A 24,408-nucleotide genomic window follows, 5' to 3' on the forward strand; every position below is an offset into this window, starting at 1 on the left:
AGAGCCTTCCGGGCTCTCAGGCGCTCGCGCGCGTGATGAACTCGATCTGCTCGGCGCTCGGGCCACCGTAGTCACGACGGATGGCCTCGGCATTGTCCTGCTGCATCGAGTAGAGCGACTCACGCAGCTGCGCATCACCCTGGTGGAACTCGTGCAGCAGCGCCTGCCACTCACGCCCGAGGGCACGCCCGTCCTCACTCGCCGGGTCGACTCCGGCGTCGATCGCCCGCTGGACCCGGCTGATGAGATCCGGCCAGGCGGCCTCGACGCCGGCGATCCGCTCAGCGTCGGTGTCCTTCCGCTCGGCGAGCGCACTGAGCTGCTCTGGGCTGAAGTACTTCTGGACGGTCTCGTCCACGATGATCACCTTCCTGATGACGTCCAAGAGGTCGTCGGAGGATCGTCCGGATCCAGCAGCGAGAGTCGCGGCCAGTCCGTCCCGGAGCCGGCGCAGTGCGGCGATCTGCTCGTCCACCGCGGCGAGATGGCTGGTGAGCACCTCGCCGACCTCGGCCGCGCCGTCGAGCAACGTCCGCACCGTGGCCAGGTCGACCCCGAGGCGTCGCAGCGTGAGCACGTGGTATACCCGCTCCACGTCAGACCCGGTGTAGAGCCGGTGGCCAGCCGTGGTCCGGGCCGTCGGCACCACGAGCCCGAGATCGTCCCAGTGGTGCAGCGTGCGCACCGTCAGGCCGGTGGCTCGCGCGAGCCCGCCGACCTTCCAGCTCCCGTCCTGCTCCATCGATTCCTCCTCCGCCCTCACCGGCGCTCTCTGCGCCGGTGAGAAGGACGCTAGGACCTCACGCCGCGTGAGGTGCAAGTGCCCGCGTCCCCATGGCCGCTAAACTCGCCGGGTGACTGTCCGCCTGCATGATTCCGCCACGCGCGAGGTTCGCGACCTCACGCCCCGCCGACCGGGCCACGTGGGGATCTACCTGTGCGGTGCCACCGTCCAGGGCGCTCCCCACATCGGGCATCTGCGCTCGGCTATCGCCTTCGACATCCTGGTGCGCTGGCTGCAGCGCCAGGGCCTCGCGGTGACCCTCGTGCGCAACGTCACCGACATCGACGACAAGATCCTCACCAAGTCCGGCGAGGCGGACGTCCCGTGGTGGGCCTGGGCACACCGGTTCGAGCGGGCCTTCGCCGCCGCCTACGCCGCGCTCGGGGTGCTGCCGCCCACCTACGAGCCCCGCGCCACCGGCCACGTGCCGGAGATGGTCGGGCTGATCGAGCGGCTGATCGAACGCGGACACGCCTACACCGGTGCGGAGGGCAACGTCTACTTCGATGTGCGCTCCTGGAGCGAGTACGGGGCGCTCACCCACCAGCTGCTGGAGAACCTCAGCGCCGAGGAGGATGAAGCCTCCGACAAGCGCGACCCGCGCGACTTCGCGCTCTGGAAGGCGTCGAAGGCCACCGACCCCGACGGCGCCGCCTGGCCCACTCCGTGGGGGACCGGGCGCCCCGGTTGGCACCTGGAGTGCTCGGCGATGGCCCGCAAGTACCTCGGTGAGGGCTTCGACATCCATGGCGGGGGCATCGACCTGCGCTTCCCGCACCACGAGAACGAGCTCGCCCAGTCCCGGGCCGCCGGATGGGACTTCACCCAGGTGTGGATGCACAACGCTTGGGTGACGGTCGGCGGAGAGAAGATGAGCAAGTCGCTCGGCAACTCCCTGACGGTGGAGGCGGTGCTGGAGCGCACCACGCCGGTGGTGCTGCGCTACGCCCTCGGCGGCGTGCACTACCGCTCCACGCTGGAGTTCTCGGAGGACACGCTGGCCGAGTCCGCCGCCGCATGGGAGCGGATCAGCCAGTTCGTCACCCGCGCCGGCGAATTCGCCGGCGTCGCCTCCGAGTCCGAGGTGGCCGAAGCTCCACTGCCCGAGGCATTCGCCGCCGCCCTCGACGACGACCTCAACGTCTCCGCGGCGTTGGCGGTCGTCCACGAGCACGTACGCCGCGGCAACACCCTCCTGGCCGGCACAGGCGAGGCCGATGACGTACGCACGCACGGGCTGGCTGTTCGTGCGATGCTGTCCGTGCTGGGTCTGGATCCGCTTGCCGAGCCGTGGGCCGGGGAGGCCGCCCACGACGACGCAGCCCACCACGCCCTGTCCGTCCTGGTCCAGGCGGTGCTCACCGAACGGGCGCAGGCCCGCGCCGCCAAGGACTACGCGCGCGCCGATGCGTTGCGCGACCGCCTCGCCGAGGCGGGAATCGTCGTCGAAGACTCCGCCGGCAGTGTCCGGTGGAGCGTGAAGGAGGCCCCAGGTGGCCGGTAACTCCAAGCGTCAGGGAGCCGTGCGCAAGTCCGGCTCCAAGAAGGGTGCCCAGGTCGGCACCGGTGGGCACCGCCGCAAGGCGCTCGAGGGCAAGGGACCCACGCCCAAGGCCGAGGACCGGCCCTATCACCCTGCCCACAAGCGCAAGGCGGCGGCCGATCGCGAAGCGCAGAAGCGCGGCGGGGCGCCGAGCCGGGGCGGCCAGCGGGTGGCCAAGAGCCACGAGCTCGTCGTGGGGCGCAACTCCGTGGTGGAGGCTCTGCGTGCCCAGATCCCCGTCAGCGCGGTCTACCTCGCGACCGGGATCGACGCCGACGACCGCACCCGCGAGATCGTGGCGGCGGTCGCCGCGCGCAGCCTGCCGGTCAAGGAGGTGCGCAAGCCCGAGCTGGATGCCCTCACCGACCGGGCGGTCCACCAAGGAGTGGCCCTGGAGGTGCCCGCCTACGACTATGCCGAGCCCGACGACCTGCTCGATGCCGCCGCCGGTCGCGGTGGCGCGCCGTTGATCGTCGCGCTCGACGGAATCACCGACCCGCGCAACCTCGGCGCCACGCTGCGCTCGGCCGGAGCCTTCGGGGTGGACGGCCTGGTCGTCCCCGCCCGCCGCTCCGCCGGCGTGACGGCCACGGCGTGGAAGGTCTCCGCCGGTGCGGCAGCCCGGGTGCCGGTAGCACGCGCGACCAACCTGGTCCGTGCGTTGCAGGACTACAAGAAGGCCGGGTGCTTCGTGGTCGGTCTCGACGGTGGGGGCGAGACCCGCGTCGGGGATCTGGAGCTGGCCACCGACCCCCTGGTGGTCGTGCTCGGCTCGGAGGGCAAGGGCCTGAGCCGTCTCGTGCAGGAGACCTGCGACATGGTGGTCTCCATCCCCATGGCGGCCTCGACCGAGTCCCTCAACGCAGGCACCGCCGTCGGGATTGCGCTGTACGAGATCGCACAACGGCGCGCCGAGCGCCGCTGAGTGATCTGCACTGCGCTCGCGAGAGTGGTCGGTAGGCTCTGGGGATGAGCACGTCGACCTCGTGGCAGCGTTGTCAGGGACAGATCCTGGCCCCGGAGCAGCAGGTGCTGCGTGCGGCCGGGTTCCTTGACGGGGCCCTGGTGGTGGCGATCCTGGAAGCGGACCCGGAGGAACCGACCGTCGTCTCGATCACCGTCGCCGTGGATGAGCAGTCGCGGGTAGCCGTCCTGGACGAGTCGCTCGCCGGTGTCATCGCCGGGCCGCCGCTGGCCGAGCTCGTCGAGGCGCTGGCGACTGAGTGCCGGGGCAGGGCCCAGTTCGGCGACCTGATCGCCACCTGCGAGGAGCGCGAGGACGACCCGTTCGAGCCGCATCTGGAGATCGCCTCCGTGACCGAGCGAGCCGTCGTGCTCACCCCGGCCACCGGGGAGGCACTCGAGGACCTGGCGACCGACGCCGGTACGACCCTCGACGCGCTGGCTCTCCCGAACCGGTCCGCCGCGCTGGTCGAGGACGTGGCCACGATCGATGAGCTCGGCCTACGCGGCGCCCGCCTTCCCGCGATCGTTCTCGAGCGTCGCACGGTCCGCGCTGCGCTGACGGTGCTGGGCGAGACCGAGGGTCAGCACGTCTGGGGCCTGGAACGGGCGACGATCCCGGACGGACGCGTCGCGGAATCCTTCGCCGATGAGCTTCTCGGACAGGGGGCGCTGCTCGAGGCCGTCAGCCGCACCTGGCCCGGCGTCGACCGCGCGCGGCTGCGCGCCGCGCTCGGGGGTGACGTGAACTTCGAGGAGGTGCTCGCCGCGCTCGAGACCGGTGCGGCGGCAGGCGCACTGGCACGGTTCCTCGAGGGTGACGTCGCGGCCGCAGACGTCGAGGGTGTCGAGCAGATCGCGCCGGTGCCCATCGCCGAGCTGGTGCGGCGCCGCGCGCACGTGGCGGCCGAGGACGCCCGGAGGGCGGCCCAGCAAGCACGTGAGGACGCGCGCCGTCGGGCCCAGCAGGCGGCCGAGGATGCCCGGACCGGGATGACGGCGTTCGCGGAAGCGGCGGAGGAGCCCGTGCGCACCTGGGCGCCCTATGTCGCCGCTGCCGTCGACGTCGCGGTCGGGACCCTGATCTGGCGCCGTGCGGCGCGGCCGGGAACGCGCCCCGGATGGGCGACCACGGGCAAGGTCACCGCCGGGATCCTCTGGGGTGGTGCCGCGGCCAATGTGGTGGCAGCGGTGTGGCCGCGCGTGCGCGGCGCGCGCTGAGCCCGGGCAGACCGCTGGTTGGTTGTTCGGCGCACCATATCTAGACTGTCGATGACCCGGACCTTCGAGGACGAGGATGGCTGTGACGACGCACGACACGCCCGCACGCCGGGCCTTGGTGGTACGAGGTGGCTGGGAGGGTCATTCACCGGTCGAGGCGACCGAGATGTTCCTGCCGTTCCTGCGTGAGCACGGTTTCGAGGTGGCCGTGCACGACTCGCTCGAGGTCTACGCCGACGCCGAGACCATGGCCGCGACGGACCTGATCGTGCAGTGCTGGACGATGGGGACGATCGAGAAGGAGCAGTTCTCCGGTCTCGCCGGGGCCGTCGCCTCGGGCACCGGGTTCGCCGGCTGGCACGGCGGGATCGCCGACTCCTTCCGCGCCACCAACGACTACCTGCACCTGGTGGGCGGCCAGTTCGCCACCCATCCCTCGCGCCCCGCCGAGCAGCGCGTGGGCCAGGCTCGCGACAACTACCTCCAGCACCGGGTGCACATCACCTCCGACCACGAGATCGTCGCCGGCATCGGCGACTTCGACCTTGACACCGAGCAGTACTGGGTCCTCACCGACGACCTCATCGACGTGCACGCCACCACCACCCACCCCGCACGCGAGGACCAGCCATGGCATCGCGAGGTCACCTGCCCCGCGGTGTGGACCCGCCACTGGGGCTACGGCCGGGTCTTCGTGGCCACCCCCGGGCACTCGGTGGATGTGCTCGAGCACCCGAGCGTGCGCACGATCGTCGAGCGGGGACTGCTGTGGGCGGCGCGATGACGGTACGCATCGGCATCGTGGGCCTGGGCAAGATCCTCGACCAGTACCTCGCCACCTTCGACCGGCTCCCGCAGGCCCAGGTGACGGCGGTCGCGGACCTGGACGCCGCCCGCGCCGAGGAGGTCGCTGCTCAGGTGGGCGCCCGCGCGCTGAGCGTGGAAGCGCTGGTCAGCGATCCCGAGGTGGACGTCGTGCTCAACCTGACCATCCCCGCTGCGCACGCCGAGGTGGCCCACGCCGCCATCGCGGCCGGGAAGCCCGTGTACACCGAGAAGCCGCTGGCCGCCACGGCCACCGACGCGTTCGGGGTGCTGGAGGCCGCGCGTGCGGCGGGCGTGCGCGTCGGCGGGGCGCCGGACACGGTGCTGGGTGCGGGGATCCAGACCGCACGGGCCGCCGTCGACGCCGGCCGGGTCGGGATCCCCACCTCGGCGACGGCCACCTTCGCCTGCCCGGGACACGAGTCCTGGCACCCGAACCCCGACTTCTACTACCAGGCCGGTGGCGGGCCGCTGCTGGACATGGGGCCGTACTACCTGACCACGTTGGTGACCATGCTCGGGGAGGTGGCCTCCGCCGTCGGGGTGGCCGGTGCGGCGCACGAGACCCGCACCATCGGCTCCGGCGCACGAGCCGGCCAGAGCGTGCCGGTGGACGTGGCCACGCACGTGACCGGCATCCTCACCCATGCCGGCGGTGCGATCTCCACCGTGGTCATGAGCTTCGACACGGCCGGCACGGAGGCCCCGAAGATCGAGGTGCACGGCACGAAAGGCTCGCTGAGCGTGCCCGACCCCAACCGCTTCGACGGCGACGTCCGGCTGCGTGCGCAGGGTTCGCCGGAGTGGGTGGTGCTGGAGCCCTCGGCCGGGGACATCCCCGGCGGGCGGGGGATCGGCGTCGTGGACATGATGACGGCGGGTGACGAGGCGGGGGTGCGGGCCTCCGGCGAGCTCGCGCTGCACGTGCTCGAGGTGATGGAGGGCATGCTCACCTCTGCCGAGACGGGCCGCGCGGTCCCGATCTCCTCCCGGGTGCAGCGACCGGCTCCGGTGCCGCTGACCCGGTCCTGACTCTCAGGGGCGGGTGCTGCCGCGGTGCAGGAGGTGATGGGCGACCACGAGCTCGGCGGGGGACTCATGGGAGCCCTCGATCCGGGCGATCACCAGGTCGACGGCGTGCCGTGCCACGGCGCGCACGTCCAGGTCGATGGTGGTCAGTGGCCGCCAGGTGAAGCGCCCTTCGTCGATCCCGTCCCACCCGGTGACCTGCACCTGCTCCGGGACGTTCACCCCGGCCTCCCGGAGCGCGTGCAGAGCGCCGACGGCGATCAGGTCGCTCGCGCAGACGAGCGCGTCGAAGTCGCGCCCCTGGGCCAGCAGGTCCGCCACGGTGCGAGCGCCCTCCTCCCGGCTGTAGCGCTGGGTGGGCACCACGGGAGCGGCGTCGTCGGTCGCCAGTCCGAGCGCGTCCAGGAAGCCCTCCGCGCGTAGCCAGCCGGTGCCGAACCGGTGCCGCGGATCGGCGCCGAGGAAGAGCGGGCGCCGCGCACCACGGGCGAGAACGTGCTCGGTGGCCGTGCGGGCAGCGCTGCGGTTGTCGTAGATGACGTGGTCCAGCGCCGATCCGGCGACGCGCTCACCGAGCAGCACCAGCGGCACGTGGGCGCGGGCGCCGACCACGTCGGCCCCGTCGAGGGAGAGCGGACTGAGGATGACGCCGTCGGCCACCTGGGTGTCGAAACCGCGTAGCGCCGCCCGTTCCCCGGCCTCCAGGCCGCGCGTCTCGGTGATCAGGGCGGTGTAGCCGCGCATCCCGGCGTGGGCGAGCACCTCGTGTGCGAGGTCGGCGAAGTACGGGGTGGTGAGTTCGGGAACGGCCAGGGCGATGATGAACGAGCGCCCGTACCGGAGCTGGCGGCCGGCCGGGCTGCGGCGGTAGCCGAGCTCGGCGATCGCCTCCTCCACCCGGAGGCGGGTGTGCGGGCGGACGTTGACACCGCCGTTCATCACATTCGAGACGGTCTTCCATGACACACCGGCGCGCTCGGCCACGTCCTTGATGGTGGGCGGGCGCTGCTGATCGGGCTGGTCGGGCACCTGGCCCCTCTCGATGGTGCTTGACGGTCGGTCTGCTCGCGGCCTACCGTAACGGAGACATCATTACAACGTGAGAATTTGCGTTCCTCCGATCGAGAAGGCCATCACATGAGCACCGACGCTCCGCGTCCCGAGCACCCCCGCCCGCAGTTCGTCCGAGACACCTGGGAAACGCTGAACGGCACCTGGGACTTCGAGTTCGATCCGGGTGACTCCGGGCTGGAGCGTGGTCTGCTCGAGCGACCGCTGAGTGGCTCGATCACCGTGCCGTTCGCTCCCGAGTCCGAGCTCTCCGGGATCGGGGACGTCGACTTCCACGAGGCCGTCTGGTACCGGCGCGAGGTGACGATCCCGGCCGGGTGGACCGGTCTGCGGCCGCAGCTGCACTTCGCTGCGGTGGACCACGACGCGACCGTGTGGGTGGATGGTACCGAGGTGGTGCGTCATCGCGGCGGCTTCACGTCCTTCACCGCCGACCTGACCGGGCTGGCCACGGCCGGCCAGACCGTGACCGTGACCGTCCGAGCGCGCGACCCACGCCGCGGCCCGCAGGCACGCGGCAAGCAGGCCACGCGCTATGCCAACACCGACTGCCACTACACCCGCACCACCGGGATCTGGCAGAGCGTCTGGCTCGAAGGCGTGCCGGAGGTGGCGATCCGCCGGCCCCGGATCACCCCGGACGTGGCGGGCGGGCGGTTCCACGTGAGCGTGCCGCTGACCGCGAACCGGCCCGGCCAGCGGGTGCGCGTGCAGGTGCGCGACGCCGGCGGCGTGGTGGCCACCGACGAGGTGGCGGCGCACGCTGATCTGGCGCCCACGGCGGTGCTGACCCTGCCCGCCGACCGGGTGCGACTGTGGCAGCCCGGGGACCCGCACCTGTATGACGTCGACATCGTGCTGCTCGACGGCGAGACCGTGCTGGATGAGGTCACCAGCTATGCGGGTCTGCGGTCGGTGAGCATCACCGGGCGCAAGTTCCTCCTCAACGGCAAGCCCGTCTTCCAGCGTCTTGTGCTCGACCAGGGTTACTGGGCCGAGAGCCTGATGACGGCGCCCAGCGACGCGGCCCTGGTGCGCGACATCGAGCTCTCCCTCGCCGCCGGCTTCAACGGTGCCCGGCTGCACCAGAAGGTGTTCGAGGAGCGCTTCCTCTACCACGCGGACCGGCTCGGCTACCTGGTCTGGGGCGAGTTCGGCGACTGGGGTGCTGGTGGCCACGGCACACCGGGTGACCACCAGCAGCCCACGGCCTCGTTCATCACCCAGTGGCTGGAGGCGGTGGAGCGGGACTACTCCCACCCCTCGATCATCGGCTGGTGCCCGCTGAACGAGACCTACCAGCGCCTGCACGACCGGATCACCCAGCTCGACGACGTCACCCGCGGGATGTTCCTGGCGACCAAGGCGATGGACACCACCCGGCCGGTGCTGGATGCCTCCGGGTACTCCCACCGGGTGCTGGAGACCGACGTCTGGGACTCCCACAACTACGAGCAGGACCCGGCGGCGTTCGCACAGAAGGTCGGCGGGCTCAGCCGTGAGGAGGCCGACACCAACACCAGCGACGGGCGCACCATCTCCCAGCCCTACAACGGCCAGCCGTTCTTCGTGAGCGAGTACGGCGGCATCTGGTGGAACCCGGAGCGGGCGGCGGAGGCCAGCGGTACCCGTCGCGACGACTCCTGGGGGTACGGGGACCGCGTGCGGGACGAGGAGGAGTTCCATCAGCGCTTCGCCGGCCTGACGGACGCCCTGCTGGACGATCCGGAGATGTTCGGCTACTGCTACACCCAGCTCACCGACGTCTTCCAGGAGGAGAACGGGATCTACCGCTTCGACCGGTCCGAGAAGCTGGACGTGTCCCGGGTGCGGGCGGTGCAGGAGCGCGCGGCCGCGTTCGAGACGCAGGGGTAGGACGACGGCGGCGGGCGCGCGGCGGGGGCTAGACGTCCTCGCCGAGCGCCCGCAGGGTCGCGGTGTCCAGGCCGAGCACCGCCTCCTCGTCCGGGCGGTGGCGCAGCACCGTGTCGACGTAGTGGGGGACGACCTCGCTCATCGGGATGTCGTGCCCGGCCTCCTGGGCCATGAACCACCGGTGCTCGAGCACCTCGTGGTAGATCTCGGCCGGTTCCAGCTTGCCGCGCAGGTCCCGCGGCACGGCGCGCACGGCCGGCTCGAACACGTCGGAGAGCCACTCGTGGGCGACGAACTCCTCGTCCTCGTTCTGCTGCTCGGTCGCGGCCTGGTAGGTGTCCATGTCGTTGAGGAGACGGCGCGCCTGGTTCTCCTCGACGTCGAGGCCGGTCAGGCGCATGAGGCGCCGGTGGTGGTGGCCCGGGTCGACGACCTTCGGTTGGATCGACAGGGTGGTGCCGTCGATGTCGGTGGTCATCTGCACCTCACCGACGTCATAGCCGAGCTGGTTCAGGCGCTGGATCCGCGCCGCCACCCGCCACCGGTCACCGGCGCCGAACTCCTCGACACCGAGGAGCTCGTTCCACAGTTCGCGGTAGCGCGTGACGATCATCTCGCCCACGGCCACGGTGTCGACGTCCTCGACGAGCAGCTCGCCCGCCTCGAGGTCCATCAGCTCGCCGATGATGTTGACGCGCGCGATCTCCAGGTCGTACTCGCGCTGACCGTCGGTGAGGGTGTCGTGCAGGTCACCGGTCTCGGCGTCGACCAGGTAGGCGGCGAACTCACCCGCGTCCCGGCGGAAGAGGGTGTTCGAGAGGGAGACGTCCCCCCAGTAGAAGCCGGTCAGGTGCAGCCGCACCAGCAGCACTGCGAGCGCGTCGATGAGCCGGGTGGCGGTGTCGGGGGCCAGGTAGCGGCTGAACAGCGCGCGGTAGGGGAGGGAGAACTTCAGGTGCTGGGTGATCAGCACCGAGTTGAGGTCCTCACCCTCGGGGGTGCTGCGGCCGGTGATCACCCCGACCGGTTCGACCGCGGGTACGTCGAGCTTCTGCAGGTCCCGCAGCAGCTGGTACTCACGGTGGGCGACCGACTCACCGATCTCCTTGACGGCCAGCACCTTGCCGGACAGGCGCACGAATCGCACCACGTGGCGGGAGATACCGCGGGGGAGGGCGGCCAGGTTCTCGGCCGGCCAGTCCTCCAGCGCGATGTGCCAGGGCAGGTCCAGGATGGCGGGATCCGGAGAAGCAGCGGTGATCTGCAGGGACTGCGGCATGGGTCCAGTCTCTCAGGTTCGGTCGTCGGACACACGAAACGGGGGCGGACCGCAGTGGCCCGCCCCCGTGTCGTACCTCAGATCACTCCGGCAGGCGCTGGCCCGTCGCGGAGGAGAACAGGTGCTTCTGGCCGTCCTCGATCTTGATGTAGACCGTGTCACCCTTCAGCGGGGGGTTGCGCGGCTCGACGCGCACGATCACCTGCGCGTCACCGGCACCGGAGGAGATGTGCTCGGAGGCCTCCTTGTCGAGCATCTCGCCGTAGACGAAGGCGTCGGAGCCGAGCTCCTCGACCAGGTTCACCTTGATGCCGAACGAGGCCTCGGTGCCCTCGGAGACGAGGTGCGTGGCCTCCGGGCGGAACCCGAGGGTGATCTCGCCCTTGTCCTCCTCGGTGATGGCGTCGAGGGTGGTGCGCGTCAGCGGGATGTGCGCCCCGCCGAGGTTGGCCTTGCCGTCGGCGACCTTGAAGGAACCGAGGTTCATGGCCGGGGAGCCGATGAAGCCGGCGACGAAGACGTTCTGCGGGGTGTCGTACATGTCGCGCGGGGAGCCGACCTGCTGCAGGACGCCGTCCTTGAGCACGCAGATGCGGTCACCCATCGTCAGGGCCTCGGTCTGGTCGTGCGTCACGTACACGGTGGTGACGCCCAGGCGGCGCTGCAGCGAGGCGATCTGGGTGCGGGTCTGCACACGCAGCTTCGCGTCCAGGTTCGACAGCGGCTCGTCCATGAGGAACACCTGCGGCTGACGCACGATCGCGCGGCCCATGGCCACACGCTGACGCTGACCACCGGAGAGGGCCTTCGGCTTGCGGTCCAGGTACTCGCTCAGGTCGAGGATCTTGGCCGCCTCCTCGACGCGCTGGCGGATCTCGGCCTTGGGCTTGCCGGCGATCTTGAGCGCGAAGCCCATGTTGTCGGCCACGGACATGTGCGGGTACAGCGCGTAGTTCTGGAACACCATCGCGATGTCGCGGTCCTTGGGCTGGACGTCGGTGACGTCGCGGTCACCGATGAGGATGCGACCGGAGTTCACGTCCTCCAGACCGGCGAGCATGCGCAGCGAGGTGGACTTCCCGCAGCCGGAGGGCCCGACGAGCACGAGGAACTCGCCGTCCTCGACCTCGAGGTTGAGGGCGTCCACGGCGGGGCGCTCGGTGCCGGGGTAGATCCGGCTTGCGTGGTCATAGGTCACAGTTGCCATGACTGCGTCATTCCCTTCACCGGCAGGTACGTGCCGGACGATCCGTTGTGAAGAGTGCCATGCGAGTGTCTCCGCTGACACGGCACCGCCGGTCGGAGGTACCGTCGTTCATTCTGACACAGGTTCACCCCTGCTGCTGTGACCTCCGCCACGACGCGAGATCGGCGAGCGCCCCGGCCATCGCCTGCTCGTCGGCCACGCGGTGGCGCGCCACCGTCTCGGCCGCGCCAACCTTGATCCCGAGGTCGTCCTCGCCGAGCACCGCCAGAGCGGTCTCGTCGGTGACGTCATCGCCCGCGTAGAGCACGGCAACGTGGCCGAGGCGCTCGCGCAGGTCCTCGATCGCCATCCCCTTGTTCACGTCCACCACGGCGATCTCGACCACCTGGTTGCCGCGCATCGTGTGCACCCCGGGCTGCCCACCGGGCCCGCGGTAGGCCTCGGCGAGCGCCTCCTCGGCGCGGTCCTCGGCGAGCGCGCGGGTGTGCAGCACAGCCGCGGCGGGCTTGTGCTCCACCCACGCCCCCGGGTAGGCCTCCGCGATCTTCCCGACGGCGGCCGTCACCTCCGCCAGGAGGCTCGCCTCGTCGTCGGCGAGGGTGAACGGCACCCGGTGCAGCTCGCCCGCCTCGTCGAGCTCGGCGGTCTCGGCGCCGTGGCTGCCGACCAGCCAGGTGCCCGGCGGCGGGTCAGCGAGGTCGCGCAACTGCTGCACCGGCCGGCCGGAGACCAGGGCGAGCTGGACGCCGTCGCAGTCCGCGAGGCGGCGCAGCGCCTCGCTCGCCTCCGGGAGGGGGCGGGCGTCGGCCGGATCGGTCACGAACGGGGCCAGGCAGCCGTCGAAGTCCAGCGCCACCAGCACCTGCGGTGTCGCGGCGAAGGCGCGCAGGGCGCCGGGGAGTGAGTCGGTCATGAGGGCGGCCTCACACGTGGCTGTTGCGCTGGGGCATGTTCTGCAGGACCGAGAGGAACTTCTCCGCCCAGCCCTGCACGTCGTTCTCGAGGACCCGCTTGCGCAGGGTGCGCATGCGCCGGCGCCGCTCTGCCGGTGACATGGTCGCCGCCTCCATCATCGCGGCCTTGGTGCCCTCGATGTCGTGGGGGTTGATCAGCAGCGCCTGGCCCAGCTCGTCCGCGGCGCCGGCGAACTCGCTCAGCACCAGGACGCCACCGAGATCGGGCCGGGCCGCCACGTACTCCTTGGCCACCAGGTTCATGCCGTCCCGTAGCGCGGTCACGAGCATGACGTCGGCCGCCCGGTACAGGGCCACCATCTCCTCGAACGGGTAGGAGTGGTGCATGTAGTAGATGGCTGAGCGGCCCCAGGAGCCGTGGTCGCCGTTGATGTGGCCGACCATCACCTCCACCTCCTGACGCAGGGTCTTGTACTGCTCCACCTGCTCCCGGCTAGGGCTGGCCACCTGCACCAGTGCGGTGCGCGGCACGGTCAGCTTCTTCTCTGCGACCAGCTCCCCGAAGGCCTTGATCCGGTGCCGGATGCCCTTGGTGTAGTCGAGCCGGTCCACGCCGAGCATCAGCACGTCGGGGTCCCCGAGCTCGGAACGCAGCTGGGCGGCGCGCTGCTGCGTCTTCTCGCTGCGGGCGGCCTCGTCCACCTTGGCCGAGTCGATCGAGATCGCGAAGGTGCCGGCGCGCACGTGGCGTTCGGGGCGGTTCCAGTGCGGGCCGATCGTCACCTGCTGGCCCCGGGTGCCGTGCTCGGTGAAGCGGCGGACAGCGCGCAGGAAGTTGGCGGCATCCCCGGTGCGCTGGAATCCGACCAGGTCGGCGCCCAGCAGCCCGTCGATGACCTGCTTGCGCCAGGGCAGCTGGCCGAACAGCTCCACCGGCGGGAACGGGATGTGGTTGAAGAAGCCGATGCGCACGTCCGGGCGCAGGCGGCGCAGCATCTCCGGCACCAGCTGCAGCTGGTAGTCCTGCACCCAGACCGTGGCCCCCCGCTCGGCGGTGCCCGCCGCCGCCTCGGCGAAGCGCTGGTTGACCTCGCGGTAGGAGTTCCACCAGATGCGGTGGTACTCGGGCGCCACGATCACGTCGTGGTAGAGCGGCCACAGGGTGGCGTTGGAGAAGCCCTCGTAGTAGCGCTCCACCTCCTGCTCGCTGAGCGGCACCGGGACCAGGTGCATCCCGTCGGTGTCGAAGGAATCGAGGTGCTGATCGGGCGAACCCGACCAGCCGACCCAGGCACCATCCTGGGATCGCATCACCGGCGCGAGGGCGGTGACCAGCCCCCCTGGTGCGGGTGTCGAGGTGATGTTCCCCTCGGAGTCCACGCGGATGTCGGCCGGCAGACGGTTGGCGACAACGACGAAATCATGAGTTCCTGGCATTCCTGCGGTGACCCCACTTCTGCTCGCTCGTCCGCCCAGGCTACCCGGGCGTTGGCGTAGGTTGCCTGTCATGGGTGCAGGGTCCGAGGATCAGCGGCCGATCCGCGAGGTCGGTGGCTACCGGCTGCTCGAGGTGCTCGGTTCGGGCGGCATGGGCACGGTCTACAAGGCGGTGGACGCCGAGGACCGCCATGTCGCCGTCAAGCTGCTGCACCCGGCCTTCAGTGCCGATGACGCCGCCCGCGAGCGGCTGCGACGCGAGGTCGCCTCGCTGCACCGCGTGCGCGGCGAGCGCGTCTCGCGCGTGCTGGACGCCGAGGCGGACTCCGCCGAGGCGTTCATCGTCACCGAGCTCATCGACGGCCAGTCGCTGGAGGAGTCGGTCCGCGAGCACGGACCACTCGATGCCGAGGAGCTGGCCGACCTCGCGGACGGCCTGGCCTCGGCGCTGGAGGCGATCCACGCCGCCGGCGTGGTCCACCGCGACCTGAAGCCGGGCAACGTCATGCTCACCGACGAGGGTCCGGTGGTGATCGACTTCGGCATCTCCCAGCTCGCCGACGATCCCCGCCTGACCCAGACGGGCCTGGTGACCGGCACCCCGGGGTACGTGGACCCGCAGGTGATGCGCGGCGGTGACCCGGGGGCGGTCGGGGACTGGTGGGGCTGGGCGGCGGTGCTCGTGTTCGCCGCCACCGGCCGGGGTCCGTTCGGGCACGGTCAGGGAGTGCTGCTGCGGGTCGAGTCCGGCCGGGTCGACACCGAGGGGTTGCCGGCGCGGGTGGCTCAGGTGCTGCGACGGGCGCTGCACCCGGACCCGGATCGGCGCATGCGTCAGACCTCGGTCTGCCAGGCGCTGCGTGACCACGCCGCGGGCCGGGAGCCGACCTCTCTGCTCGCCGATGACGCACCGGCCGCGACCGCAGAGCCCGTGGACCGGTGGGACGCCACGTCGGTGCAGGGGTACGAGGCGGCGCCCGAGGCGGCGCCCGGCCCGCTGCCTCCGTCGATCCCGCCGGGGCAGGCGCCGCCGGAGCCGGCGCAGCACACGGCCGTGATGCCGCAGCAGCTGCGTGAGCATTACCCGCCGACCGCCCTCGCCCGGCACTCGCCCCCGCCCGGCGGCGCAGCCCCCCTCCCTGGGCAGGAAGGGCCCGCGGCCGTCTCGCCCGCTCCGTACACCCTCGGCCCGGACGGGCTACCGCAGCGGCCGGCGTGGTCGTTCCCGGCCCCCGCCCGGCCGTGGCTGTCCGTGGCGTGGCTGCTGGCGCTGTCGCTGCTGGGTGGCCTCTATCCCGCGGTGGTCCTGCTGGGTGCCGTGGCTCTGGTCGCCGTCTTCGGCGGGATCGGCTCGGATGCCCGGGCGCTGCGCCAGCGGCGGTTCAGTCGCGGCCCGGGCCGGTGGGACCTCCCGCGGGCGACCGCGGCCTTCCCGGTGCATCTCGTGCTCGGACTCCTCCTGGCCCTGCCCGGAGCGGTGGTGGCCACGGCCGGGGTGGTGATCGTCTGGGTGCTGGCGGCGGCTGCGCTCCCGGCTCTGCTGCTGGTGCCGCTGGCGGTGGCGATCGCCCTGCTACTGGTGTGGTGGACACCCTCCAGCGGCAGCGCCCGGGAGGGGCAGCGGGCGGTGCTGCGGGTGATCGCGCCCCCCGGCGCTGCGGCCACGGTCTGGGGCCTGATCGCCCTGGCGGTGGCGCTGACCGCGCTCGCGGTGACGGTGCTCGGCGATGGCGCCGTGCAGTGGTGGCCGTTCGGACCGCCGCCGATGAACTTCTTCTGAACGCTGCTCGCAGATTCCTGGGCCCCCGGGTCAGTGCGGGCGCGTATCCTGTGCGCCATGGCCCCAGCGATTCCCGTGACTCCCGCACGCCGTGCGCGTGCGGGCACGGGCGCCGTCGTGATCGCGCTCGTGGGGCTGTGGTCGCTGCTGTCGGTGGGTCTGACCGCGCTGCTCCGCCCGGCGAACTGTGTCCACGCCGAGGGTGTGGCCGGTTTCGTGGCTGCCAACCTCGCCCAGATGCGCAGCGTGGCCACCTGCCCGGCCGGCACTCTCGGCTACGGACCGCACACGGCAGCCGCCGTCTCGGCCTGCGCGGCGCTCATGGCTGCCCTGGTGGTCGCGCACGTCAGTCTCACCGCGATCGCGGTGGTGCTCGCCCGGGCGGCCGCTGCGGTCCGGGACGGTCTCGCAGCCCTGCGCACCCTTCCCGAGCGCGTGCAGCCCGTCCGGACCCGTCCGCACGAGGAGCCACGCGCCTGGGTCGCCCGTCCCGCCCCCGCGGTGCTGCAGGTGCGGCCGGTCTGGCGGCGGGGACCGCCGGTGCTCGCCTGAGCACCCGACCCCCCACCCCACCTCCCAGGTCGCAGCAGCGGCCGGACAAGGACCCTGTGATGGCAACCAGCAGCAAGGCTGAGCGGCGCGAAGCCGCCCGCCAGGAGGCCGAGCGCCTCCGCAAGATCCAGGCCAGGAACGACAAGCGCAACCGCGGCATCCTCATCGGCGTGGTGCTCGTGGTCGTGGCACTCATCGCCGCCGCCGCGATCATGATCTCCCAGCAGGCCGGCCGCACCCTGCTGTCGGACTTCGAGGGTGAGATCCCCGCCGGTGCGGACCTGCACGGCGGCATCACCTTCGGCGCCGACGGCGTCGGCGCCGCGAATGACGACGAGCCGGCCGTCGACATCTATGTCGACTTCATGTGCCCGTTCTGCGGCCAGTTCGAGGAGATCAACGGCCCCGACATGGCCCAGGCGGCCGCTGAGGGCGAGGCGACCGTGATCTACCACCCGCTCGACTACCTCGACCGCCTCTCCAACGGTACGGAGTACTCCACCCGCGCGGCCAACGCGTTCGCCGTGACCGCGACCGAGGCACCCGAGGCGGCGCTGGACTTCATGGCGGCGATGTTCGCGAACCAGCCGGCCGAGAACTCCACCGGCCTGACCGACGAGGAGATCGCGCAGATCGCCGTCGACGCCGGCGTGCCGCAGGAGGTGGCCGACTCCTTCAGCGAGGGCACCTACAGCGAGTGGGTCGAGGTGGCCTCGGAGCAGGCTCGGCGTGACGGCTACTCCAGCACGCCCACGATCGTGATCGAGGGCGATGAGTGGGGTACGACCGAAGGCGACCCGTCCCAGCAGTGGACCACCGAGGGAGCCCTGCTCAGCGAGCTCCAGAGCCGCTGACCCACCGGCCGGGGCCGGCGGCGACTGCACGAGGTCGTCCCGGCCCCAGCCGATCTGGCACACTGCCACTCGCCCCTCGGGGGCGCGCCACCTTAGCTCAGCTGGTAGAGCACCCGCCTTGTAAGCGGACGGTCGTCGGTTCGAATCCGACAGGTGGCTCCAGCAGCACGGGCGACGTACCGTGGTGGCGTGTCTGAGACCACTACGCCACCGACCACCAGCACCTCACCGGCTCGTGCCTACGTGATCGCGGGCTCCGAAGCGACCGGCGGCGCCGGCATCCAGGCGGACCTGCGCACGTTCCAGGCGCTGGGCGCCTATGGCTTCGGCACGCTCACGTGCATCGTCTCGTTCGACCCCGCGAACAACTGGGCGCACCGGTTCGTCCCGGTCGACCCGCAGGTGATCGCCGACCAGATCGAGGTCGGCCTGGCCTGCCACGCCCCGGAGGTCGTCAAGATCGGGATGCTCGGCACCCCCGCCACCATCGACACCGTGGCGACCTCGATCGCCGCGCACCCGTGGCGGCACGTGGTGCTCGATCCGGTCCTGATCTGCAAGGGCCAGGAACCCGGTGCCGCGCTGGACACCGACAACGCGCTGCGCGAGCGGATCCTGCCGCTGGCCACGGTGATCACCCCGAACGTCTTCGAGGCCCGCACCCTTGCCGGGATGGATGCGATCGAGAGCGTGGACGACCTCGCCGAGGCGGCGCGGCGCATCCACGCCCTCGGCCCGCAGTACGTCCTGGCCAAGGGCGGGGTGGAGTTGCCCGGGCCGGACGCCGTCGACGTGCTCTTCGACGGGGAGCGCACGATCGTGCTCACCACCCCGAAGATCGGCGAGGAGCGGGTGAGCGGGGCCGGGTGCACCGTCGCGGCCGCCGTCACGGCCCTTCTCGCTCAGGGAGCGAGCGTCGAGGAGGCCGTGCGTGCGGCCAAGGGCGTCGTGACCCAGGGGATCCGTGACCGGCTGTCCTCGGCCGCTCCGTTCGACGCGGTCCACCTCGTCGGCTGACGTCGTGGGGCTGTCATGTCGCAGGGCCGTCATAGAGTGCGAGCATGCTGCCTGAGCACCTGAGCCTCGTCCGCGACCTCGGCGCCCCCGCGGTCCACCCCGACGGGACGTGGGCCGTGGTGCCCGTGCGGCGCCCTGACCTGACGGCGGACCGCTACGTTGCGTCCCTGTGGCGGGCGGACCTGGCGGATGGTGCGATGACGCCGCTCACGTTCGGGGTCTCCGACGCCGAGCCGGTGTTCTCCCCCGACGGGCGCTGGCTCGCCTTCGTGCGCACGGTGGAGGGCGCCGCACAGCTGGCGCTCATGCCCGCCGGCGGCGGCGAACCCCGCGTGCTCACCGCCCACCGCACCGGCATCACGGGACGGCCCGCCTTCAGCCCCGATTCCACGCGCATCGCCTACACCGCCCGGGTCCCGGAGGAGGGACGCTACGGCACCACCGACGTCGGTCCCGAGGCGGAGCGGCCGCGCCACTTCCGGCACCTGACCTACCGCACAGACGGGCTCGGCTATTACGCCGACCGGCCGCAGCACGTCTTCGTCGCCGACGTCCCCACGGCAGGCAGCCCACTGCTGGACCCGTGTGCGGACGCTCCGGACGTCTCGGAGCAGGCTTGGGGTGTGCCGGGGGTCCGTGTCGAGCAGATCAGCAGCGAGCCCCGCGACCACCGCATCCCGGTGTGGACACCCGACGGCACCGGCCTGCTCATCATCCGCTCGGCACCCGACGCCATCGCCGGCGACCTGGTCCACCACGCCGCCGAGGCATCCTCGACGGCGACCGTGCTCGACGTGGGGACGCTGGCCCCGGGTGCGGTGAGTATCGACGGCGCCGGCCGGCTCTGGTTGCTGCTCACCGATCAGGGTCCGAACCGGATGGACTTCATCGGCCGGTCGCCGGCGCTGTACCGGGGAGGGCTGAACGGCGCCGCCCTGACGGGCCTGACCAGGCTCACCGATCCGGCGTCGCTCACCCTGACGGGGGTGATCGAACCGGCCGACGACGGCGTCCTTCTCCTCACCGCCGACCGTGGCACCTCGCCGGTGCTGCGCTGGCGAGGCGAGGCCGGCACGCGACTGCTCGAGGGCCATGAGGCGCGTGCCCTCGCCGCTGTGCCCGACGGTTCGGCGCTCTTGGTGGCCGGCAGCCCGGACAGCGTCGCCGACCTGTGGCACGTCCCGGCCACGGGAACCCCACGCCGCCTGACTGACCTCTCCGCCCGGCTGCGGCAGGAGGCGGGCGTGGCCCGGCCGGTCGAGCTGACCACCACCGGAGCCGACGCCTACCCGGTGCACGGGTGGGTGAGCGTCCCCGAGGGTGAGGGCCCCCACCCAGTGCTGCTGCTCATCCACGGCGGCCCGGCTGCGCAGTACACCTCGATGTTCTTCGATGAGGTGCAGGTGTACACGCAGGCGGGCTACGCCGTCGTGTTCTGCAATCCGCGTGGCTCGCTCGGCTACGGCGAGGACCACGCGCGGGCGATCATCGGCGGCTTCGGCGGCCGTGACGCCGCGGACATCCTCGCCTTCCTCGATGCCTCGCTGGAAAGCCACCCGCAGCTCGACGCCGAACGGCTCGGCGTGCTCGGCGGCTCCTACGGCGGGTACATGTCGGCCTGGCTGACCACGCGGACCGACCGGTTCACCGCGGCGATCGTCGAACGCGGCTTCCTGGATCCGGTCAGCTTCATCGGGTCCTCCGACATCGGGTGGTTCTTCGCCGACGCCTACCTCGGGACCGATCCGGAGCGGATCGCGGCGCAGAGTCCGATGACGTTCCTGGACCGGGTGAGCACCCCGACGCTGGTGATCCACTCCGAGAACGACTGGCGGTGCCCGGTGGAGCAGGGGCAGCGCTGGTACACCGAGCTGCGGCGCCGGGGCGTGGAGGCGGAGTTGCTGCTCTTCCCCGGTGAGGGGCACGAGCTCAGCCGGTCGGGGAGACCGCAGCATCGGCGGGCTCGGTTCGAGCACATCCTGGCGTGGTGGGAGCGGCACCTGCCGGTGGCAGGCTGATCGCTCAGTCGGACGGCCCGGGCTGGGACCGCTTGGCCTGCTGGGTGTCCCCGGAGGAGCGGCCTCGTAACCTCCGGCCCGCCCACGGCAGGACGTCCCGGTGCATCCAGGCGGCGTCCGCGCGCAGTCGTTGCGCCGTCGGGGGAGCGGGCAGCCGGGTCAGGGGGACGTCCCAATCGGGATGCTCGGGCTCCAGCCCAAGAGCGACCAGGGCGGCGTCGGCGACGCGCGCGTGGCCCAGCGGGCTGAGGTGGATCCGGTCCTGGGCCCACATACGCCAGTCCTGCAGGGGCAGCAGACCCCAGACGTCAAGCACGTGCGCACCATGGCGCCGGGCGATCGACCAGAGGTGGGCGTTGTAGATCGCCACCCGGGGCCGGATGCCGCGCAGCAGCCCCGCGTTGCGGGTGTCGGTGCCGGTGGCGAGGAGCACATCCGTCCCGGCCGCGCGGGCGGTGCGGACCGCCCGGTCGAGCCGGACCGCTAAGCGGTCGGGGTCGGAGCCGGGCCGGAGCAGGTCGTTGCCGCCTCCGACGATCGAGATCAGGTCCGGGGAGGTCTCGAGCGCGCGTGGCAGCTGGTCCTCGAGGATAGGCCCGAGCAGGCGTCCGCGGACGGCGAGATTGGCGTACTCCAGCGGCAGTTGCCCGGCGGCGCGCTGACGGTTGGCGATCGCGGCGGAGAGGCGGTCGGCCCAGCCGAGCAGGTGGTCGGGGTGCTCGGGGTGGGGATCCCACAGGCCTTCCGTCATGCTGTCGCCGATGGCGACGTAGCGGCGCCAGCGGGGCGCGGTCATGCGAGCCGCCAGTCCACCGGGTCCCCGCCGAGCTCGCGCAGCAGGTCGTTCGCCCGGGAGAAGGGCCGCGAGCCGAAAAAGCCGCGGGAGGCGGACAGCGGGCTCGGATGGGCGGAGGCGATGATCGGGGTCTGCCCGAGCAGCGGACGCAGCGACTGGGCGTCGCGCCCCCACAGGATGGCCACCAGCGGCTGCTGCCGGGCGACGAGCGCGCGGATCGCCGCATCGGTGACCCGTTCCCAGCCCTTGCCCCGGTGGGAGGCGGGTTCGCCCGGCTGCACGGTCAGGCTCCGGTTGAGCAGGAGCACGCCGGCGTCAGCCCAGGGCGTGAGGTCTCCGGTGCTGGGGGCGGGCAGCCCGAGGTCCTCGCCGAGCTCGCGGTAGATGTTCTGCAGCGAGCGGGGAATCGGCCGCACGTGCGGCTGCACCGAGAACGACAGGCCCATGGCATGGCCGGGGGTGGGGTAGGGGTCCTGGCCCACGATCAGCACCCGCACGTCGGAGATCGGGTGGGTGAACGCCCGCAGCACGTGCTCGCCGGCCGGCAGGTAGCCGCGGCCGGCGGCGTTCTCGGCACGGAGGAACTCACCCATCGCGTGGATGTCGGCCTCGACCGGGGCCAGCGCCTGGGCCCACCCGGGATCGACGATGTCGGCGAGCGGGCGGTGGTCGGGTGCGGGCGAGTTCTCCACCAGCCCAGGGTAGGAGATGGAGCTGGTGATGAGGTGGGCGGGCCGGGCTGCGCTATCACATCGGCCCGTGGGGGAGGCGAATGACACGCGTGTCGTTTGCCCGTAGGATGGCGCGCAGTTGTCAGGAACGAACCGAGGAGGACCGATGGCGGCAGCGCACCCGCTCCCCACGCCGAGCGGCACGGCCGAGCTCAGCGACCGAGACGCCGAGATCCTCGCCTTCGAGCGCCAGTGGTGGAAGTACGCCGGTGCGAAGGAGACCGCCATCCGCGAGCTCTTCGACATGTCCGCCACCCGCTACTACCAGGTGCTGAACGCGCTCATCGACGAGCCCGCGGCGCTGGCGGCTGAGCCGATGCTGGTCAAGCGACTGCGGCGGATGCGCAGTGTGCGTCAGCGCGAGCGCTCCGCGCGGCGCCTCGGCCACGACCTGTGACCGGCCGCTGACGGGTTAGCCTGCCTGTCGTGAGCAACCCGGATCCCTCCTACCCCTACGACGAGGACGAGTTCGACGCCCTCGGTGCCGACCGCACGCCGGCCGGGGTGCACCGTGAGCGGGTGCCCCGGTGGCGCCAGGCGCTGCCGTTCCTCGTGGTACTGGTGCTCGCCCCGCTGCTGGCCTTCGTGGTGGTGCAGGCGGTCTCGCGTGACACCATCGACCCGGGGGCCGACCCCACCCCGTCGGTGGGTACCTCGGACGAGGAGACGTCGGGCGATGCCACCGAGGAGCCCGTCGACGAACCGACCGACGGCGAGCCGACGGACGAGGAGACCGAGCCCGCTGAGCCCACCGAGCTCCCGGCTGATCTGGATCAGGGCGTTGCCGTGTGGGTGCTCAACGGCACCAGCGAGTTCGGCGTCGCCGGGGAGAGCCAGGCCGTGCTCGCCGAGGCGGGTTGGACGAACGTCGTCACGGGCGACTACGCCTACAGTCTGCCGACCACTACCACGATCTACTACCGCGACGAGGACATCGCGGCGGAGGCCGAGGCGATCGGAGCCGAGCTCGGCATCACCGATCTGGTCGAGGATGCGAACGCGGCACCGAACGGGATCTATGTGGTGCTGCGCCCGGACCAGTTGGGGTGAGCGCGGTCGTCACTGTCGGTCGGGCTGCTCCAGTTCGTGCAGGGTGAGTAGCACGAGCGCGCACGTCCACGCGAGTGGGGCGACGGCGGCGGGGGCGCCGTCCGGGCCGACCTTCTCCGGGATGGCCCCGGTGGCGGTGCGGTGCTCATCGATCCACGTCAGCAGGCTCATCGCCAGGTCGTCATCGCCCATGCTCGCAGCGGTCCAGGCGTAGAGGGCGGTCTGTGGGGTCCAGGAGTACTGCGTTTCCGGCCATGCAGCTCCGGGGGCGAGTCCGCCCGCAGGCCGGGCCATGGCGTCGATCGAGGTGCGCCAGGCCGAGGCGGCGCCGGGCAGCGGCTCGCTCACGTACGGCGGGAGCACGAACGCGGCGGCGGCGTCCTGGACCGACCGGCCCGGGTAGCGGCCGTAGCCGGAAGTGCCGAATTCGGCTGCGATCGCCTCCCGCAGCTGCGCGGCGCCGGCCGAGATCTCGCTCGCGCGCTCGGTCGTCCCGCGCAGTCCGTGCAGGTGCGCCGCTGCCTCGAGGCCGGCCAGCACCGGGGCGGCGGTGCCGAGAGTGACTTCATGCTCCTGGTGCTCCCAGTAGTCGGCCGACGGCGCGGGGAGCGGGCCCGCGGCGACCTCGGCGAGCAGGAAGGCGGTTGAGCGGTCGAGCAGTGGGGCGAAGCGGTCGAGCAGTTCCTGCTGTTCGGTGGGCCCGACGGCGCTCACCACGTTGTCGAGGGCCCACAGCGCCCAGCCGGTGCCGTCGGTCTGGAGCCCGCGGCCGTCCGGAGGCAGCTGGTCGGCCACGGTGTAACGCGCATGGAAGGTGCCCTCGGGCGCCTGGACCTGCTGCAGGAATGTGAGCACCTCGAGGGCGTCCTCGTGGTGGCCCGTTGCGCTCAGTCCGGAGGCGATGAACGCGGCGTCCCGGGGCCAGACGTAGTGCCACCGGGGCATGGCGCCGGCGATGGCACCGTCGCCACCGCGCAGCAGGGCGTGCAGGTCCAGCAGCGCGTCGGTGGCGAGGTCGTCGAAGCGGCCCCCGGCGCCGGGCACCGAGCCGGCGTCCATCCACGCTCGGGTCTGCTCGGCCAGGTCCTCGGCGCCGGCGAGGGTGGCTGCCGGGGCGTCGGGTGCAGGTGCGAGCACCCGGGACCCGGGGAGGTAGGCGGGCGCCTCGCCCTCGGGGATCAGGACCAGCTCACCGGTTGCGCTCAGGCCGATGCCCTCGTGGTAGAGCGCGATCGTGTCGGCACGGGTGCGGGGCGCCGTCAGGACGGCGACGGCAACCAGCGCCGCCACGAGCACGGCCCCGCACAGGGCGGGGAGCAGGCGTCCGGACATGGGCTCGAGCGTAATCGTGGTTGCCGACATAGCGGGTCGGATGTGTCACGCCGGGGTCGGGCCAGCATGCGAGATGTTATCGATTCGTGATGTTCCTGGGGTGACGGCGATGCTTGAACGTCCGTAGAGT

General features: G+C 71.8%; 22 protein-coding genes and 1 tRNA gene. 14 read left to right on the plus strand and 9 right to left on the minus strand.

The window, feature by feature from the left end:
* Positions 1–16: 16 nt before the first annotated feature.
* On the minus strand, positions 17–742 hold the full coding sequence (locus LQF12_RS02635; protein ID WP_231054455.1) for a MerR family transcriptional regulator: 726 nt from the start codon (positions 740–742) through the stop codon (positions 17–19).
* Positions 743–854: 112 nt separating this feature from the next.
* Between LQF12_RS02635 and cysS the strand changes: the two genes are divergently transcribed.
* The 5 genes from cysS (at position 855) to LQF12_RS02660 (ending at position 6,368) form a co-directional block, all read left to right on the plus strand.
* Positions 855–2,288, plus strand: coding sequence for a cysteine--tRNA ligase (cysS, locus tag LQF12_RS02640; protein ID WP_231054456.1), 1,434 nt, complete (start codon positions 855–857; stop codon positions 2,286–2,288).
* On the plus strand, positions 2,278–3,252 hold the full coding sequence (gene rlmB, locus LQF12_RS02645) for a 23S rRNA (guanosine(2251)-2'-O)-methyltransferase RlmB (RefSeq protein WP_231054457.1): 975 nt from the start codon (positions 2,278–2,280) through the stop codon (positions 3,250–3,252). The genes cysS and rlmB overlap by 11 nt, the downstream gene beginning before the upstream one ends.
* Before the next feature lie 44 nt (positions 3,253–3,296).
* The gene (locus tag LQF12_RS02650) at positions 3,297–4,511 is read left to right on the plus strand and encodes a hypothetical protein (RefSeq protein WP_231054458.1); all 1,215 of its coding nucleotides are present in this window, start codon (positions 3,297–3,299) and stop codon (positions 4,509–4,511) included.
* 76 nt (positions 4,512–4,587) lie between these two features.
* Positions 4,588–5,295, plus strand: coding sequence for a ThuA domain-containing protein (locus LQF12_RS02655; protein ID WP_435531207.1), 708 nt, complete (start codon positions 4,588–4,590; stop codon positions 5,293–5,295).
* Positions 5,292–6,368, plus strand: coding sequence for a Gfo/Idh/MocA family protein (locus LQF12_RS02660; protein ID WP_231054460.1), 1,077 nt, complete (start codon positions 5,292–5,294; stop codon positions 6,366–6,368). The genes LQF12_RS02655 and LQF12_RS02660 overlap by 4 nt, the downstream gene beginning before the upstream one ends.
* Before the next feature lie 3 nt (positions 6,369–6,371).
* Here the strand turns inward: LQF12_RS02660 and LQF12_RS02665 are convergent, their stop codons facing one another.
* Positions 6,372–7,394 (minus strand): LacI family DNA-binding transcriptional regulator, encoded by a 1,023-nt coding sequence (locus tag LQF12_RS02665; protein WP_231054461.1) that lies wholly within the window; start codon positions 7,392–7,394, stop codon positions 6,372–6,374.
* A gap of 108 nt (positions 7,395–7,502) precedes the next feature.
* Between LQF12_RS02665 and LQF12_RS02670 the strand changes: the two genes are divergently transcribed.
* Positions 7,503–9,311: a glycoside hydrolase family 2 protein gene (locus tag LQF12_RS02670; protein WP_231054462.1), complete on the plus strand. Its 1,809-nt coding sequence runs from the start codon at positions 7,503–7,505 to the stop codon at positions 9,309–9,311.
* Between the two features lie 28 nt (positions 9,312–9,339).
* On the opposite strand, the gene LQF12_RS02675 is transcribed toward LQF12_RS02670, so the two are convergent.
* The 4 genes from LQF12_RS02675 to LQF12_RS02690 all read right to left on the minus strand — a co-directional run bounded on the left by LQF12_RS02675 (position 9,340) and on the right by LQF12_RS02690 (position 14,148).
* Positions 9,340–10,590 carry a DUF4032 domain-containing protein gene (locus LQF12_RS02675; RefSeq protein ID WP_231054463.1) on the minus strand — a complete coding sequence of 417 codons (1,251 nt, stop codon included), beginning with the start codon at positions 10,588–10,590 and terminating at the stop codon, positions 9,340–9,342.
* 82 nt (positions 10,591–10,672) lie between these two features.
* The gene (locus LQF12_RS02680) at positions 10,673–11,797 is read right to left on the minus strand and encodes an ABC transporter ATP-binding protein (protein WP_231054464.1); all 1,125 of its coding nucleotides are present in this window, start codon (positions 11,795–11,797) and stop codon (positions 10,673–10,675) included.
* Between the two features lie 124 nt (positions 11,798–11,921).
* Positions 11,922–12,710, minus strand: coding sequence for a trehalose-phosphatase (gene otsB, locus LQF12_RS02685; protein ID WP_231054465.1), 789 nt, complete (start codon positions 12,708–12,710; stop codon positions 11,922–11,924).
* Between the two features lie 10 nt (positions 12,711–12,720).
* Entirely contained in the window at positions 12,721–14,148 is a 1,428-nt protein-coding gene (locus LQF12_RS02690) for an alpha,alpha-trehalose-phosphate synthase (UDP-forming) (protein ID WP_231054466.1), read from the minus strand.
* Positions 14,149–14,218: 70 nt separating this feature from the next.
* Between LQF12_RS02690 and LQF12_RS16395 the strand changes: the two genes are divergently transcribed.
* The 6 genes from LQF12_RS16395 to LQF12_RS02720 all read left to right on the plus strand — a co-directional run bounded on the left by LQF12_RS16395 (position 14,219) and on the right by LQF12_RS02720 (position 20,369).
* Positions 14,219–15,928 (plus strand): serine/threonine-protein kinase, encoded by a 1,710-nt coding sequence (locus LQF12_RS16395; protein WP_290370721.1) that lies wholly within the window; start codon positions 14,219–14,221, stop codon positions 15,926–15,928.
* 57 nt (positions 15,929–15,985) lie between these two features.
* Complete coding sequence (locus LQF12_RS02700) at positions 15,986–16,480, plus strand: hypothetical protein (protein WP_231054467.1); 495 nt, start codon at positions 15,986–15,988, stop codon at positions 16,478–16,480.
* A gap of 59 nt (positions 16,481–16,539) precedes the next feature.
* On the plus strand, positions 16,540–17,334 hold the full coding sequence (locus LQF12_RS02705) for a DsbA family protein (RefSeq protein ID WP_231054468.1): 795 nt from the start codon (positions 16,540–16,542) through the stop codon (positions 17,332–17,334).
* Positions 17,335–17,420: 86 nt separating this feature from the next.
* Positions 17,421–17,496, plus strand: a tRNA-Thr gene (locus LQF12_RS02710).
* Between the two features lie 27 nt (positions 17,497–17,523).
* A complete protein-coding gene (locus LQF12_RS02715; protein ID WP_231054469.1) occupies positions 17,524–18,351 on the plus strand; it encodes a hydroxymethylpyrimidine/phosphomethylpyrimidine kinase in 828 nt (275 codons plus the stop codon).
* A gap of 44 nt (positions 18,352–18,395) precedes the next feature.
* Positions 18,396–20,369 (plus strand): S9 family peptidase, encoded by a 1,974-nt coding sequence (locus LQF12_RS02720; protein ID WP_231054470.1) that lies wholly within the window; start codon positions 18,396–18,398, stop codon positions 20,367–20,369.
* Between the two features lie 4 nt (positions 20,370–20,373).
* Here LQF12_RS02720 and LQF12_RS02725 read toward each other — a convergent pair whose 3' ends face one another.
* Positions 20,374–21,165 carry an SGNH/GDSL hydrolase family protein gene (locus tag LQF12_RS02725; protein WP_231054471.1) on the minus strand — a complete coding sequence of 264 codons (792 nt, stop codon included), beginning with the start codon at positions 21,163–21,165 and terminating at the stop codon, positions 20,374–20,376.
* Positions 21,162–21,857: a uracil-DNA glycosylase gene (locus tag LQF12_RS02730; protein ID WP_231054472.1), complete on the minus strand. Its 696-nt coding sequence runs from the start codon at positions 21,855–21,857 to the stop codon at positions 21,162–21,164. Before LQF12_RS02730 ends, LQF12_RS02725 begins: the two co-directional genes overlap by 4 nt.
* Positions 21,858–22,002: 145 nt before the next feature.
* Here LQF12_RS02730 and LQF12_RS02735 point away from each other — a divergent pair, with 145 nt between their 5' ends.
* Both LQF12_RS02735 and LQF12_RS02740 read left to right on the plus strand, forming a co-directional pair.
* Positions 22,003–22,293: a DUF3263 domain-containing protein gene (locus LQF12_RS02735; protein WP_231054473.1), complete on the plus strand. Its 291-nt coding sequence runs from the start codon at positions 22,003–22,005 to the stop codon at positions 22,291–22,293.
* 29 nt (positions 22,294–22,322) lie between these two features.
* On the plus strand, positions 22,323–22,946 hold the full coding sequence (locus LQF12_RS02740; protein ID WP_231054474.1) for a LytR C-terminal domain-containing protein: 624 nt from the start codon (positions 22,323–22,325) through the stop codon (positions 22,944–22,946).
* Between the two features lie 9 nt (positions 22,947–22,955).
* On the opposite strand, the gene LQF12_RS02745 is transcribed toward LQF12_RS02740, so the two are convergent.
* Positions 22,956–24,278 carry a glycoside hydrolase family 15 protein gene (locus LQF12_RS02745; RefSeq protein WP_231054475.1) on the minus strand — a complete coding sequence of 441 codons (1,323 nt, stop codon included), beginning with the start codon at positions 24,276–24,278 and terminating at the stop codon, positions 22,956–22,958.
* Between the last annotated feature and the right edge of the window lie 130 nt (positions 24,279–24,408).

The sequence above is a fragment of the Ruania suaedae genome, from assembly GCF_021049265.1.
In the GTDB taxonomy this organism is placed as follows: domain Bacteria; phylum Actinomycetota; class Actinomycetes; order Actinomycetales; family Beutenbergiaceae; genus Ruania; species Ruania suaedae.